Raw genomic sequence first — 13,351 nt, forward strand, 5'->3', positions numbered from 1 at the left:
GGGCGCGAGGAGGGCTCGCCCCGGCACGGCCGACCAGAACGCCAGACGCGTCCTCACCGCCGATGCCCGAGGAACGGAGGTTGCGGGGGCGATGGAATCCACACGAGTCACGCGCCCACGGTAGAGACCCCCGGCAGGGCGCCGCTGTAGCCGTTGGTCGAGAGGCCGGACGACGAAAGTCGTGGGCGGCGTGGGGGTTACGCGTGCTTGAGGCCGGCGACGAAGGCGCCCCAGGCGGCTGTCCGGAACACGAGCGCCGGGCCGTCGGCCATCTTGGAGTCGCGGACGGGGACGATGTCGGGGTGGCCGTCGGCGACTTCGAGGCAGTCGCCGCCGTCGCCGCCGCTGTAGGTGGACTTGCGCCAGGTGGCGATCTCCAGGCAGTCGCCGCCACTGCCTCCGCTGTACGACGACTTGTGCCAGGTTGCCGTGGAGAGGTCGCAGTCAGAGCTGTTTATCTGCATGGGCGTAATCCTCCGCCACCGATTCGATCAGGGCCAGGGACGCTCCCGGTGACAAGGCGCTGGCCACGACGAGATCGTAGGTCAGTTCGTACTGCCTGACGGTAGCCGGATCGTCCTGCAACTGCCCCGTCCCCAGGCCCTGTAGGTAAGCGAGCGGAGGTGCGCCAGGGAACGACATCAGTTTCAGGGGGCCTGCGAGCGCCCCGTGGGCACCGGCGGAGAACGGCAGGACCTGCACGATCGCACGGTGTCGGTGAGCCAGTGCCGCGATGTGCCTGAGTGCCTCAGCCATCACTGCCCTGCCACCCTTGTGACGACGCAGTACGGCTTCGTCGAGAACCACCCAAACCAGGGGGGTTGTTGGATCGGCGAGCAGGTGCGCACGCTCCAGGCGTGCTGCCACCAGATCGTCGATGACGTCCTCGGTGGCGGTCGGTTGATAGGCCCGGAACACGGCCCGCGCATACGCCTCGGTCTGCAAGAGGCTCGGGATCAGCAGGGGCGCGTACTCCCTGATGGCCGTGGCTTCCTGCTCCGCTTCCGCCGCCTCCGCGAAGTGGTCCGGGTACTTGGACTTCTTCAGTGCCGCGCAGTTCCGCGTGAAGAATCCGCCCGCGTCCAGCACCTCGTCCAGTTTCTGCGCCTGGTCCGCCTGCATCCGTCGCGTACCGGCCTCCAGCTGGCCGATGAAGGAGCCGCTGACGAACAACGGCGCCCCCAGGTCGTCCTGCGAAAGGCCCGCACCCTCTCTCCGGTGGCGGAGTTCGGCGCCCAGGAGGGCCCGGGGTGAGGCGGAGGGGTCGAGCTTCTTGGGTCCGGGCAAGGCGACTCCCTGTGGCACACGTGCGGGTGTTGGAACTGCGCCTCTTCCACGGTAGCGACGAATTGACCACGCTGTGTACGCATAGCCACTACTCAGCGTGGAAATGGGGAAGATCATGATGACGGCTACGGAACGGCGCAAAGAGGCAGCGGGCAGAGTGCGGGCTGCGGAGGACGCGGTGGCGCGGCTGCGGGACGGGCTGGCGGGGGTCGGAGTGAAGCTGCCGTCGCTGCAAATCGACCCGGTGTCGTGCGCGGGCGACGAGCCGACGCCGCTCGTCGACCTCGGCCGGTGCTCGATCGAGACGGCGCTGCGGCTGAGCGCACAGCTCGAAGCGAAGGCCGCTCATGACAGTTGAAGGACTGGAGCCGTGCAAGCCGGAGCCCGGCACGTTCGCGGTGGACGGCCGGGACGGCCGGGTGGGCCGGGTGATGGGCCGGGTCGGGCCTTACGTACAGCTGCGCCCGCCGGGCGGTGGCGCGGAGTGGGAGTGCCCGCCGGAAGCCGTCCGGCCGGCTCCGCCGGGGCTCGTGCTGCGCGCGCGGGTGAAGGAGATCAACTGGGAGGGACGGCTGCCGTCATGAGCGGGCGGCACCAGTCGTGAGGTCCTGCTTCCGCCTTTCTCCATCCATACGCGGCTGCCCGGCGTCTGCCTCATGAGATGCGTGTGAACGGTGGCCTGGTTCTCCGGCGAGGACACATGCCGCGAGCTCGCTGCGCACGTCACACGATCGTGGGACGCTGGTGGAAGCGGCGTACTGCCGCTGGAACGTCGATCTACGCTTCCACGCCAGGCCACAGGAGAAGGGACCTGCGATGACCGCTGCGATGGTCGAAAACGATCAGGGCTCCGAGGGCCGCCCGTGGGGCTACCTGCTGCGCACCTGGCAGGAACTGGACGTGCCCGAGGGGTGGCGCGCCGAGATCGACGAAGGGCAGATCGTCTTGGTACCGCCGCCTCATGCGCACCACAACAGCATCGCCGAAACGGTGCAGCGTCTGCTTTACAGGGGTCTCCCCGATGATCTGGGGATCTACCAGACACTGGGTGTGCACGTCGCGCCTCTCGACAAGCTTTATGTCCCGGATCTTGTCGTGTTGCCGAGAGAGCTGGTCACCGCCGCCGATCCGGAGACCAGCGACCCGATGGACGCGTCGGAAGCGCTGCTGATCGTCGAAATCACTTCCAAGGGGAACGCCCGGGAGGACAGGACGAAGAAGTACCGCGCCTATGCGCGGGCGGGGGTCCCGATGTACCTGCTGATCGACAGGTTCGACACGCGTGGGGCGATGACCACCCTGTTCACGGAGCCGGACGGGGACGGAACGTACAAGCGTTCCGACCCCGTGCCCTTCGGGAAGCCGCTCCTGCTGCCCGAGCCATTCGACGTGGCTCTGACTACGGACGACTTCCCGGTCTGACGGGCGTCCAGGGGCGTTCAGAGCCAGGGCCCCGCGGCGTCGCGCAGCGCCCTGATGGACTCGGAGAGCGAGGCGACCGACGCCAGCGCGCCGGTCACGGTGAAGATCGCGTTCCGCACGCGGCCCTGACCGGCGTCGTCGGCCGGAAGCGAGGCGACCTCCACCTCGGCGAGCGCCGACTCCGCGGCCGATCCCTCGGCGGCGGACAGCTCGGCCGGGTCCAGGGTGCGGATGCGGTCGCGGAGGGCTTCGACGGCCTCCCGCAGCCGCACGACCTCGTCGGACACCTCGTCTTCGGCCGCCGGGGCATGGCTGACGTACTCGGCCCTGCTGTGGTCGCCCGTCTGCGCGTTCCCGGTGAACGTGCCGTGGCCGCTCACGTGGATTCCGCGGTCCTCCCCGGCCGGTGTGTTCGTCATGACGTCGACTCCTTCAGCTCGAACCGGTGTTACCGCCGGTCGTCGGACCGACATGCGGTTGTGGCGTGGTGACCGTCTGGTGGCTCGCCCGGGCGCCGTCACCCGTCTGGACATTCCCGTGCACCGTGCCGTTGATGTGCACGGAGCGGTCGAAGAGGACGGTGGTGCGGGCGTCGTACTCGCTCGTGCGGTAGCCCGCGTCCCTCAGGCTGTTGCGCACCGCGGTGACCGTCCTGGTCTGGATGCTCTTGAGGAAGCGGTGGACGTCCATCTCCTGGAAGAGCTGCTGGAACTGGGGCTCCGCCGCCAGCTCGCGGACCGAGTAGGCGGGGCCGTGGTCGACCGGGCGGTCGGTGGCGCACATGCGGGCGTACCAGAACCTGGAGCGTGCGGTGCGGGTCTTCGTGCGGGAGGGGGCCGTGAGGTCGCCCGGGCCGTCGGCGACCAGGGAGAACACGGACGCGAACGCCCCGCCGATCAGGTCGGTCCAGTCCTTGGTGTCCCTCGGGGGCAGTATGTCGTCGATGAGGTGGTAGGCGCGGGCGATCGGCGGGAGCAGGGAGGCCCGGGACTCGAGGAACAGCAGACCCCCCTGCATCTGTACGCGGCTGAACACGGTGAGCACCACTTCGTCGCCCCAGCTGCCGACGCGCACAGCCAGGTAGTGGCGTAACCGCTCCTCGGCGAACAGGTCGAGGCTGTCGGCCCACCACGTCCCGGGGGCCTGCCCGTGCGGGGTACGGAGCATCCGGGCGGCCTCGTCCCGGGCGGCGGGGGCCATGGCCTGGAACGGGGTGCCGGGGCCCGTACCGCTCCAGTCCGTCGAAGGGCCCAGCCGTTTGCCGCTCTTCATGACGTAGTCCTCCACATGGAGCCCGCGCAGCCGGTCGCCGGGGTAGGACTCCCCCTCGCCGAACCGGAGGAGGTCGCGGCGTATCCGTGCGTGCACCTGGGGCACGGTGAAGGCCGCCCGGCGGCCGGCGGCGTCACTGTCCTCGTCCTCCGTGTCCGGCACCAGCTCGATGGCGAAGGACCAGTGGTCCAGCTCGATCCCTGCGCCGACGAACGGCGCGTAGTCGCTGTAGACGACGTCGGGGTCCGCCTGCTGTGCGCGGATCTCGGCGAGCCTGGGAGCGACGACGGGAGGGTCGGGGTGTTCCGTGCTCCGGCCGACGGCGAGGGAGTAGAGGCGGTGCACCTCGCGGTGCTTGTACACGGCGGCGACAGCGGTCCATCCCGCGAGGACCAGCACGGCGGCGAGGAGATGGCTGCCCTCCCCGGCGAAGCCGCTGACCAGGACGTAGAAGGCCTGCTCGGCCAGGCCCACCGTGCGCCACAGGACCCAGAGGAAGGCGAGGAGCAACAGGACGGTGATGAGGCCCTGGCCCGAGCGGGACCTCGGGTCGTCGCCCGGCCGGGCGCGCCCTCGTAGCGCGTCCTTCAGCCTGCGGCCCAGAACTCGCGCCAAGTGGACGAACAGGACCAGCAGGAGAGGGACGAGTGCCCCGGCGGCACTGACGGGAAGCATCAGCAGGGGCAGGCCGAGCAGGAACGCCGCACGCGTCGCCACTTCTCTGCGCGCGACGAAGCACTCCTTGAGGACCGCTGCCAGATCCACCCCGTACGAGGGCGGCGGGATGCGGTGCGGGTTCTCGGCGAGTTCCTGGATCACGGCGTCGCGGAACTGCCGGTCCAGGTGGGCGGCGCCGCGCAGGTAGTCCGTGGCGCCCCCGGGCCGGTTCCCGGCCTGGGAGCGGACCAGCTGCCACAGGGTGCTGCCGGGGCCGGACGGAGGAGGGACCGGGAGCGGGTCGGGTGGGAGCGGTGGGCTCTGGGGATCGGTCATGGGAGCCGGCTTTCCGTCGGGACGGAGTACAGAGGTGGCGGTGCGGGGGTGGGGCGACGCGGTGTCAGAGCTCGGCCGTGTCGCGTTCCGGGAGCCCGTAGCTCGCGGCGATCGGCGTCCAGTGCGCGAGGAACTCCTCTTTGGCACCGGTGGCGAGCTCACTGCTCCGCACGCCTCGCCGGTAGGAGGAGGTGCGGGGGACCGCGCCGGGGGAGCAGCCCTGCGCGTCGTCGGCCCAGTCCGCGAACGCCCGGTCGGCGTCCGCCGAGTGCTGCCATCCCGTACGGAGGCTGCCCGCCGCGAGCGAACCGGACGCGAGCTCGCCCACGTCGAGTGCGGCGAGATCGGTGATCAGGCCCTCGCGGCGTACGGCGGCCTCGTTCAGGGCCTGTCCCGCGGCGGCGACGGTCCCGTCCGAAGCGCAGGCCTCCACGGCGTTGACGGCGTCGATGACCTGCTGACGGTCCGACTCGCTGCGCTCCAGGAGTTCGTCCACCGCCGTGGCCTGTTCCTCGGCCGACGCGGTGGGCGGGCCGGAGGGCTGGGGGTCCGTCTCCGTGGAGCCGGAGAGAGCCACCGAGGGCGAGCTGGAGGACGAGGGGCCGGCGCTGTGGGCCGCATCGGGGGCGGAAGGGCGGACCGTGTGGGCGACGACGAGGACCACGGCGGCGACCGCCAGGCCGCCGCCCACCGCCAGCAGGACGTACTTCTTCGGTACGGTCCGACGGCCGCTGTCCGGGTCAGGGTCCGGGGCCGGCTCGTCCGGCGGTCCGGTCCGGCCGTCGGAGGCCCGCACCCAGCCGCCCGCGCCACCGCGCGCGTGCTCGTCCCAACGCATCGGCCCACCGCTGTTGTTCTCGCTCATGAGCGCCCCCCCGCCACTGCAAGAGGGGTAACCATCCCATGGGCCACCGGTGGAGCCAACGGGGCCGTTGTGAATTGGCCGAAGACGGCCGTGCCGGAGCACGGACCTGGTTCTCGGCACAGCTGACAGCGGGGCCGGCTCCCTGTGGAGCCGGCCCCGCCTCTGCGCACGGCGCGTCAGGTACTAGATGCGGTAGCTGTCGTAGTAGGTGCCGACCTGGGCGTGGTAGCCCGGGTCACCCGCATGCTTGTGCTTGTCGAACTCCGGGGAGTCCTTGATCTGGTCCTTGGTCAGGTCGACGAAGATCGTCTTGTGCTCGGTGTCGATCCCCTTGACCGTCCCTGCCGGAAGCAGGACGCTCTTGCCGAAGATCCAGACACCGGTGTCGACGACGATGTAGGCCGAGCCCACCTCGTCGGAGTGCTTGTCGACCTTGCCGATGCTTCCGTCCGTCGCCTCGACCGAGAATCCGGTCAGGTCGGCGCCCGCGGTGTGGCCGCTCGTGGTCTGGTAGCCCCACAGGTTGTTGCTCATAATCGGCTCCTTCCTAGACGGTTCATTCGGCGCGGCGAATCCCCTTGTGACGGGATATCCGCCGCTCACTTATCGGCTGCCCGCGCTTTTCCGGTCCACACATGTTTCCGGTCCGCACATGGTGAATTCGGTGAAACACAGCGAAAAACGCGGGCGGCTCAGCACCCGAAGGTGCTGAGCCGCCCGCGTTCATCGCTGGTCGATGTCGTCTACCAGCGGTACCACCGGCCGCGCTTGCCGCCGCCGGCTGCCGGACGGACAAAGAATCCGATGAGCCAGACCACGAGTACGATCACCGCGATCCACCACAGTGCCTTGAGTGCGAAACCGGCACCGAAAAGGATCAGAGCGAGCAGAAGAACGAGAAGCAGGGGAACCATTGTTATCAACCTCCGAGGCATCTGGTGCCCGGCAATCCATTTCCTACACACACGTGTTCGCGAGGAAAAGTTCGCGACGTTCTCGCGACCTTCTCGTGGCCCTCTCGTGACTGTGCGCGGCCGCAGCGCACGGCCGGCGGCGGCGCCCCCGCACGACGCGTGCGCGGATACCGCCGCCTGGAACCGCCGTCGGTCAGACGCCCGCGGGCTCCTTCGCCGGGGTGCCGCCGGACGCGGCGGCCGGGCCGGTGGCCGCGACCGTGGAGGGGGCCGGTTCCTGGGAGACGTTGAACTCTGTCAGCAGCGCCTTGCCGAAGCCGAAGAAGTACGTGGCGACGAAGCCCGCGACGTAGCCGACGAGCAGGCCGCCCGCGTAGATCGCGATCGTGGAGCCGAGGCCGTGGTTGCCGTCGAGGAGCGGGAACAGGGCCCAGCCGGACGGGCCGATGGCGGTCGAGCCGACCGAGTCGCCGAGCTGGTTGAACAGCCCCACGAAGCCGCCGCCGAACGCGCCGCCCACGCAGGCCGTGATGAACGGGCGGCCCAGCGGGAGCGAGACGCCGTAGATCAGGGGTTCGCCGACGCCCAGAAGGCCTGCGGGCATGGCGGACCTGATGGTCTTGCGGATCGACTCGTTACGGGGAAGGCGGAGGTAGACCGCGGCCGCCGCGCCGACCTGGCCGGCTCCGGCCATGGCGAGGATGGGGAGCAGGACCGTGAAGCCCTGCTGCTCGATCAGCGTCGTGTGGATCGGGATCAGCGCCTGGTGCAGGCCGAGCATCACCAGGGGCAGGAAGAAGCCGCCGAGCAGGAAGCCCGCGCCCGCGCCGCCCGTGGAGAGCAGCCAGTCGGCGAACGTACCGATGGCGGAGGAGACCTCACCGGCCACGTACATCAGGCCGAAGATCGTGACGAGGCCGGAGATCAGAACCGTGAGCGTCGGGGTGACGAGGACGTCCAGCGCCTCGGGCACCCAGCGGCGGCACCACTTCTCGACGTACACCGCGAGGACCGCCGCACCCAGGGCACCGAGGACGCCGCCCTGGCCGGGGGAGAGGGTCTGGCCGAAGGCGTCGATGTTCGCGACGCCGGGGAAGACGATGATCGCCGCGACGGCGCCGCCGAGGATCGGCGTACCGCCGAACTCCTTCGCCGTGTTGTAGCCGACGAAGACCGCGATCAGGGCCATGAAGCCGGAGGCCATCGCCGCGAGGGCGGGGGTGACCGAGGTCAGCCAGCCGAGGTTGACCAGCAGGCCGTTGAGACCGGCGATGATGCCGCAGCCGATCAGGGCGGGGATCAGCGGGACGAAGATGTTCGCGATCTTGCGCAGGAACAGCTTGAACGGGGTGGAGTTCTTCGTCTTCTGCTGCGCCTTGAGGGCCGCGCCCTTGTCGGCGAGCTCCTCGGCCGTGTGGACGGGCCCGGGGGTCTCGGACGCCGACGCCCTGCCCTCCTCGACCAGCTGCTCGAACTCGGGGGTGACCCGGGCGACGGTGCCCGGGCCGAGGACGATCTGGTAGGTGTCGTCCTCGACCACGCCCATCACGGCGGGGACCGCCTTGAGGGCCTCGTCGTCGACGAGGGTGCGGTCGTGCAGGCCCAGCCGGAGCCGGGTCATGCAGTGGGCGATCGAGCTGACGTTCGCAGCGCCACCGACGAGCGGCAGGATCGCGGCGGCAGTGGCGCGGTTCTTGTCTTCAGTAGCCATGTGCGTGGTGCCTTGCTGTGCGGGGAGTGGTGCGTCAGGTGGTTCGGACGGCCGCGAGGGCGGCGCGGAGGTGGCCCCGGGAATCGGCCAGGAGCGTGGCGGCGGTGGGGCCGTCGACGCCGCCGAGGATGGTGAGGATGGCGTTCTTCACCTCGCCGTCGGTGGCGGTGAGCGCCGCCTCGATCTCCTGGTCGGAGGCGCCGGTGGCGAGGGAGACGATCCGGCGGGAGCGGGCGCGCAGCTTCTCGTTCGACGCGCGTACGTCGACCATGAGATTCCCGTACGTCTTGCCGAGCCGGATCATCGTGATCGTCGAGAGCATGTTCAGGACGAGCTTCTGCGCCGTGCCCGCCTTGAGGCGGGTGGAACCGGTGAGCAGCTCGGGACCGACGACGATCTCCAGGCCGTGCTCGGCCGCGGCGGCGAGCGCGGAGTCCGCGTTGCAGGAGAGACCGATGGTGAGCGCGCCCTTGGTGCGGGCGTGCTCGACGGCTCCGATGGCGTACGGCGTGCGGCCGGAGGCGGAGATCCCGACCACCGTGTCGTCGGCGGTGAGGTTCAGGCCGTCGAGGTCGGCGGCGGCCAGCTCCTTGCTGTCCTCGGCACCTTCGACGGCCTTGACCATGGCGGAGGGACCGCCCGCGATCAGGCCGATGACCTCGGACGGGTCGGTGTTGAAGGTGGGCGGGCACTCGCTGGCGTCGAGCACACCGAGACGGCCGGCGGTGCCGGCGCCCGCGTAGATCAGCCGTCCGCCGCGCGCCATGCGCTCGGCGGTGGCGTCGATCGCGGCGGCGATGTGAGGCAGCTTCTCGGCCACGGCGGCGGGGACGGTGGCGTCCTCGCCGTTCATGATGCGGGCTATCTCCTGCGTCGGCAGCTGGTCGATCTCGGCGAGCTCCGGCCGGAACGCCTCCGTGGTGAGGGTGGCGAGCTGGGCGCGGAGTTCGCCGTAGCCGCCGGGGGTGGCGGCGTCGGCGTTCGCGTCGGTGGTGGAGGTCACGGGGCTCTGCTTTCTCGTGCTCGTACGGTGCGCGGGTGCGGGTGCTGCCGGGGTCAGCGGCTGCGTGGGGTGTGGCGGTGGGCGAGCGCCTCGTACGAGGCGGACAGTGCGGGTGCGGCCGTTTCGTACGTCCGCTGGGCGACGCCTATGAACAGGCAGTCGACGACGAGGAGCTGGCTCGTGCGGCTCGACATGGCGGCGGGCCGCAGCTCGCTCTCCCGGGCGGTGGACGTCGTCAGCACGTGGTCGGCGTACTGCGAGACCGGCCCGTCCGGGCGGCCGGTGATCGCGATCGTCGTCGCGCCCCGGTCGAAGGCGACCCGGAGCGGCTCGATGACGTCACCCGTGGAGCCCGAGTGGGTGATCGCGATGGCCACGTCGCCGGAGCGGAGCTGCACCGCGTTGGTCACGGCGAGGTGCGGGTCCACGTGGGCGTGGGCTATCAGGCCGATGCGCAGCAGCTTCTGGGCGAGGTCCTGGCCGACGAGGGAGGACGCGCCGACGCCGTAGACGTCGATGCGGCGCGCGGTCGCGGCGGCGGCCACGGCGGCCCCGAGCTGCACGGTGTCGAGACCGGCGGCCGTGTCGGCGAGGGTCTGCTGCTCGTCGTAGGCGAGCTTCGCGACGACGTCCGCGATGGGGTCGTCGACCGCGATGTCGGCGGTGACGGCGGGCGCCCGGCCGGACTGCTGATGAGCGGCGAGGCCGGCGAGCGCGAGGCGCAGGTCCCGGTAGCCCGGATAGCCGAGGAGGCGGGCGGTGCGGACGACGGTCGCCTCGCTGGTGCCGGTGAGCTCGGCGAGACCGGTGACGGTGAGGGCGGCGCACCCGGCGGGGTCCCCCGCGACCGCTTCGGCGACCCTCTGCATGGAACGGGTCATGGACGGGGCGAGGGTCCGCACCTTGGCCGCGAGGGCCGCGGGGGCGGGCGGCGAGTCCGGGTTGAAACTTTCCTTCACGTCATTGGTCACGTTTGAAAGATATTTTCAGAGGTGAATCCCGTCAACCCCCTTTGGTCCCTACCTCTGAAGGATCAAGCTCGGGCGTGTCGGCGGCGGGGGACAATGGGCCCATGGAGTTGAACAGCCTGGAACAGGAGCTGCACACCGCGCGTGCACTGGTGATGGCCGACCTCGTGGCGGGCGACGTGGCGGAAGCCGGGATCGTCTCGATGGTCGAGGACGCGGTGACCCACCGGCGGTGGTGGGTCGAGCAGTGGCCCGAGGGTGTGGCCTTCGTCACGGGGCTCGTGGCGCAGGACGTCCAGGACGCGCTCCTGGAGCAGCACGGGCGCTGGCCGCTGTGCCCCGTGTGCACGGAGGAGGGGCCGCACGCCCTGGACGTCGAACCGGAGCTCGGCGCCGATCCGCACTGGGTCTGCACCAAGGCGGCGGTGGCGGTCGCACGGGTGGGGTCGCTCGCCGAGGTGCTCGGCCGGTGACCGTCTACATCGACCCGCCGACCTGGCCGGGGCACGGCCGCATGTGGTCGCACCTGGTCAGCGACGAGTCGTTCGAGGAGCTGCACGCCTTCGCCGCCACGATCGGCTGTCCGCCCCGCGCCTTCGAGCGCGACCACTACGACGTGCCCGAGGCGCGTTACGCCGACGCGGTGCGCGCCGGGGCTCGGGAGGTCGGGTCGAAGGAGATCGTGCGCCGGCTCACCGACGCGGGGTTGCGGCGCCCGAAGGGGCGGCCTGCTCCGGGCTGACCGCCTGTCCCGGGATGCCCAGGTCCGGAGCCGCGCCCCGCTCCGGGCCGCTGTGCGCCGGGGCGCCCGCGATCCGCCGGGACGGTGCGCCGCCGCGCAGCCGCATCGAGACCGTCACGGCCGCCAGACCGAGCACCAGCATGGCGGCACCCGCCCAGGCCGTGGCCCGGAAACCGAAGTCCGCGTCGATCACCGTGCCGCCGAGCCACGGGCCGCTCGTGTTGCCCAGGTTGAACGCGGCCGTGGTCGTCGCTCCCGCCAGGGTCGGGGCCACACCCGCGACGTTGAACATCCGGGCGTTGAGCGCCGGTGCCGTGTAGAACGCGGACAGTCCCAGCAGGAACGCGAGAACGACCACGGCGACCTGGTTCGACGCGAACAGGGCCAGGGCCACCAGGAAGACCGTCGAGGCGCTGATGCCGCTCAGCAGCACACCGAAGAGGTGCGCGTCCGCGACCCGGCCGCCGATCGTCGTACCGATCACCGCGCCGACGCCGAACAGCCCGAGCACCCACGGCACCCAGCCCGAATCCAGTCCCGCCACATCCGTCAGCAGCGGCGCGAGATAGCTGAACGCGCAGAACACGCCGCCGGCCGCGAGCGCCGTGATCACGATCGACAGCCACACCTGACGGTCCCGGTAGATCGCGACCTCCCGCCTCAGCTGCGGCTTCTCGTCCGGCAGCGGAATGCGCGGGATGCGTGTGACGACGCCGACCAGCGCCACGGCTGACGCCGCGCCCACCGCCCAGAACGCCGAACGCCAGCCGAAGCTCTCCCCGAGGAACGCGCCCAGCGGCACACCCAGGACGTTGGCGATCGACAGCCCGCCGATCATCACGGCCATCGCCCTGGCCCGCGCGTTCACCGGCACCATCGCGATGGCGACCGCGGCGCCGACCGCCCAGAAGCCGGCGCACGCCAGCGCACTCACCACGCGGGAGACGAACAGCACCTCGTACGTCGGTGCCAGCGCGCCCGCGACCTGGCCCAGCCCGAAGACGGTGATGAGCGCGATGAGGGTCGTACGGCGGGGCAGCCGCAGGGTGGCGACGGCGAGCAGCGGTGCGCCGACCACCATGCCGATCGCGAAGGCGGATATGAGGAGCCCGGCCTGCGGGATCGACACGTCCATGTCCTCGGCGATGGGCGGTAGCAGCCCCGACAGCATGAATTCGCTGGTACCGAGGGCGAAGACCGAGAGGCCGAGGATGTAGACGGCCATCGGCATACGGGGACGGCTGGAAGCAGAATCGGGCATGACAGTGGCCAACAGTGTTTTCGTCCCTGTCATTCCCCTGTCCCAGTGGGTGGGCAGCCCAGTGGGTGGGCAGCCCGGTGGGTGAGCAGCGCGGTGGTGGGCAGCCCGGTGGGTGAGCGGCTCAGTGGTGGGCAGCTCAGTGGGTGAGCAGCTCCAGCTCGGTCGTCAGGTTCTGCCGGGCCCTCGGCTCCCACTCCGCCGCCCCGTGGGGCGTACGGAACAGCCGGGGCAGCTCCAGCAGCTGCCGCAGGACGGCGGAGCGCCCCTCGCGGAACGCGTCGTCGGGGACGAAGCCGTACTCCTCCCTTACCTGCGCCGCGTACGCGGCGTACTCCTTGGGGGCCGCCGCCAGGATCGCGAGGTCCGCGTCGCAGAGCACCTCGCCGTTGGTGTCGCCGTCCGCCGGGTCGTGCGTGACGGTGAGCCGGACCAGCCGCGCGACCTCGGCCGTCGCGGCGTCCGGGACACCCGCCTCGGGGAGAGCGCGTTCGGCGAGCGCTGCGCTGCGCTCCTCGTTCTCGGAGCGGTCGGGGCGGTAGACCGCGTCATGGAACCAGACGGCGAGGCGCACCAGGTCCGGGTCGGAGGCGTGGCCGGCCAGGGTGTCGACGCGGTCCAGGACCTGGGTCAGATGGGTGGTGGTGTGGTAGCGCCGCTGGGGTTCGGCCCACCGCGCGAGGAGGGCGTCGGCGTACGGGTCCGGATCGGGCCCGCGGTCCGTCCCGCCGCGTGCGGCGAGCAGGGTCTCGCGCCAGCGGCCACGGAGTGAGCCGCCGGTGTCCGGGCTCTCGGAGGTGCCGCGTTCGGAGGTGCCGCTGTCGGATGTGCCGGGGGCGCTGTCGCTCATACGCCGAGGGTAGGACGTACGCGCCCGGGGACGGTCCGCCCCCCGGCCGGCGGGCCGGGGGACGGG

At 71.0% G+C, this 13,351-nt stretch carries 17 protein-coding genes; 5 read left to right on the top strand and 12 right to left on the bottom strand.

The features are described from left to right. Positions 1–197: 197 nt before the first annotated feature. Together OO67_RS03955 and OO67_RS03960 are read right to left on the bottom strand one after the other, a co-directional pair. Entirely contained in the window at positions 198–464 is a 267-nt protein-coding gene (locus tag OO67_RS03955) for a DUF397 domain-containing protein (protein ID WP_033297239.1), read from the bottom strand. Next, positions 445–1,287, bottom strand: coding sequence for a helix-turn-helix domain-containing protein (locus OO67_RS03960; protein WP_033297243.1), 843 nt, complete (start codon positions 1,285–1,287; stop codon positions 445–447). The genes OO67_RS03955 and OO67_RS03960 overlap by 20 nt, the downstream gene beginning before the upstream one ends. 103 nt (positions 1,288–1,390) lie before the next feature. On the opposite strand from OO67_RS03960, the gene OO67_RS03965 reads away from it, so the two are divergent. The 3 genes from OO67_RS03965 (at position 1,391) to OO67_RS03975 (ending at position 2,709) form a co-directional block, all read left to right on the top strand. Then, entirely contained in the window at positions 1,391–1,645 is a 255-nt protein-coding gene (locus OO67_RS03965; RefSeq protein WP_425274644.1) for a hypothetical protein, read from the top strand. Next, complete coding sequence (locus tag OO67_RS03970) at positions 1,635–1,871, top strand: hypothetical protein (protein WP_033297245.1); 237 nt, start codon at positions 1,635–1,637, stop codon at positions 1,869–1,871. Before OO67_RS03965 ends, OO67_RS03970 begins: the two co-directional genes overlap by 11 nt. A 232-nt stretch (positions 1,872–2,103) precedes the next feature. Continuing rightward, a complete protein-coding gene (locus OO67_RS03975; protein ID WP_033297247.1) occupies positions 2,104–2,709 on the top strand; it encodes a Uma2 family endonuclease in 606 nt (201 codons plus the stop codon). A gap of 17 nt (positions 2,710–2,726) precedes the next feature. On the opposite strand, the gene OO67_RS03980 is transcribed toward OO67_RS03975, so the two are convergent. The 8 genes from OO67_RS03980 to OO67_RS04015 form a co-directional block, all read right to left on the bottom strand. Beyond that, positions 2,727–3,128, bottom strand: a complete 402-nt coding sequence (locus OO67_RS03980) for a DUF5955 family protein (protein ID WP_033297249.1) — start codon at positions 3,126–3,128, stop codon at positions 2,727–2,729. Positions 3,129–3,141: 13 nt separating this feature from the next. Then, positions 3,142–4,974, bottom strand: coding sequence for a hypothetical protein (locus OO67_RS03985; protein ID WP_033297253.1), 1,833 nt, complete (start codon positions 4,972–4,974; stop codon positions 3,142–3,144). A gap of 64 nt (positions 4,975–5,038) precedes the next feature. Then, a complete protein-coding gene (locus OO67_RS03990; RefSeq protein ID WP_033297255.1) occupies positions 5,039–5,839 on the bottom strand; it encodes a hypothetical protein in 801 nt (266 codons plus the stop codon). 183 nt (positions 5,840–6,022) lie between these two features. Further along, positions 6,023–6,373: a PRC-barrel domain-containing protein gene (locus OO67_RS03995; RefSeq protein ID WP_033297260.1), complete on the bottom strand. Its 351-nt coding sequence runs from the start codon at positions 6,371–6,373 to the stop codon at positions 6,023–6,025. A 209-nt stretch (positions 6,374–6,582) separates the two neighbouring features. After that, on the bottom strand, positions 6,583–6,753 hold the full coding sequence (locus tag OO67_RS04000; protein ID WP_031093367.1) for a DUF5670 family protein: 171 nt from the start codon (positions 6,751–6,753) through the stop codon (positions 6,583–6,585). 193 nt (positions 6,754–6,946) lie between these two features. Next, a complete protein-coding gene (locus tag OO67_RS04005) occupies positions 6,947–8,464 on the bottom strand; it encodes a PTS transporter subunit EIIC (protein ID WP_033297266.1) in 1,518 nt (505 codons plus the stop codon). Positions 8,465–8,498: 34 nt separating this feature from the next. Next, entirely contained in the window at positions 8,499–9,467 is a 969-nt protein-coding gene (gene murQ / locus OO67_RS04010; protein WP_033297271.1) for an N-acetylmuramic acid 6-phosphate etherase, read from the bottom strand. 53 nt (positions 9,468–9,520) lie between these two features. After that, entirely contained in the window at positions 9,521–10,438 is a 918-nt protein-coding gene (locus OO67_RS04015) for a MurR/RpiR family transcriptional regulator (protein WP_033297274.1), read from the bottom strand. Positions 10,439–10,539: 101 nt separating this feature from the next. On the opposite strand from OO67_RS04015, the gene OO67_RS04020 reads away from it, so the two are divergent. Together OO67_RS04020 and OO67_RS04025 are read left to right on the top strand one after the other, a co-directional pair. After that, the gene (locus OO67_RS04020; protein WP_033297276.1) at positions 10,540–10,908 is read left to right on the top strand and encodes a hypothetical protein; all 369 of its coding nucleotides are present in this window, start codon (positions 10,540–10,542) and stop codon (positions 10,906–10,908) included. Next, the gene (locus tag OO67_RS04025) at positions 10,905–11,177 is read left to right on the top strand and encodes a DUF4031 domain-containing protein (protein ID WP_033297278.1); all 273 of its coding nucleotides are present in this window, start codon (positions 10,905–10,907) and stop codon (positions 11,175–11,177) included. The genes OO67_RS04020 and OO67_RS04025 overlap by 4 nt, the downstream gene beginning before the upstream one ends. On the opposite strand, the gene OO67_RS04030 is transcribed toward OO67_RS04025, so the two are convergent. Then, a complete protein-coding gene (locus OO67_RS04030) occupies positions 11,128–12,408 on the bottom strand; it encodes a Cmx/CmrA family chloramphenicol efflux MFS transporter (RefSeq protein WP_167748636.1) in 1,281 nt (426 codons plus the stop codon). The two genes, OO67_RS04025 and OO67_RS04030, sit on opposite strands and share 50 nt — an antisense overlap. Positions 12,409–12,574: 166 nt before the next feature. Then, complete coding sequence (locus OO67_RS04035; protein WP_033297282.1) at positions 12,575–13,285, bottom strand: HD domain-containing protein; 711 nt, start codon at positions 13,283–13,285, stop codon at positions 12,575–12,577. Positions 13,286–13,351 lie beyond the last annotated feature (66 nt).

This window comes from Streptomyces atroolivaceus, from assembly GCF_000717025.1.
In the GTDB taxonomy this organism is placed as follows: domain Bacteria; phylum Actinomycetota; class Actinomycetes; order Streptomycetales; family Streptomycetaceae; genus Streptomyces; species Streptomyces atroolivaceus.

Bases quoted from the DNA above. Each gene is read 5' to 3' on its own strand.
- OO67_RS03970 (WP_033297245.1), top strand. From the start codon at position 1,635: ATGACAGTTGAAGGACTGGAGCCGTGCAAGCCGGAGCCCGGCACGTTC.
- OO67_RS03995 (WP_033297260.1), bottom strand. From the start codon at position 6,373: ATGAGCAACAACCTGTGGGGCTACCAGACCACGAGCGGCCACACCGCG.
- OO67_RS03980 (WP_033297249.1), bottom strand. From the start codon at position 3,128: ATGACGAACACACCGGCCGGGGAGGACCGCGGAATCCACGTGAGCGGC.
- OO67_RS03990 (WP_033297255.1), bottom strand. From the start codon at position 5,839: ATGAGCGAGAACAACAGCGGTGGGCCGATGCGTTGGGACGAGCACGCG.
- OO67_RS04035 (WP_033297282.1), bottom strand. From the start codon at position 13,285: ATGAGCGACAGCGCCCCCGGCACATCCGACAGCGGCACCTCCGAACGC.
- OO67_RS03955 (WP_033297239.1), bottom strand. From the start codon at position 464: ATGCAGATAAACAGCTCTGACTGCGACCTCTCCACGGCAACCTGGCAC.
- OO67_RS04020 (WP_033297276.1), top strand. From the start codon at position 10,540: ATGGAGTTGAACAGCCTGGAACAGGAGCTGCACACCGCGCGTGCACTG.
- OO67_RS03965 (WP_425274644.1), top strand. From the start codon at position 1,391: ATGGGGAAGATCATGATGACGGCTACGGAACGGCGCAAAGAGGCAGCG.
- OO67_RS03975 (WP_033297247.1), top strand. From the start codon at position 2,104: ATGACCGCTGCGATGGTCGAAAACGATCAGGGCTCCGAGGGCCGCCCG.
- OO67_RS04005 (WP_033297266.1), bottom strand. From the start codon at position 8,464: ATGGCTACTGAAGACAAGAACCGCGCCACTGCCGCCGCGATCCTGCCG.
- OO67_RS03985 (WP_033297253.1), bottom strand. From the start codon at position 4,974: ATGACCGATCCCCAGAGCCCACCGCTCCCACCCGACCCGCTCCCGGTC.
- OO67_RS04030 (WP_167748636.1), bottom strand. From the start codon at position 12,408: ATGCCGATGGCCGTCTACATCCTCGGCCTCTCGGTCTTCGCCCTCGGT.
- OO67_RS04000 (WP_031093367.1), bottom strand. From the start codon at position 6,753: ATGGTTCCCCTGCTTCTCGTTCTTCTGCTCGCTCTGATCCTTTTCGGT.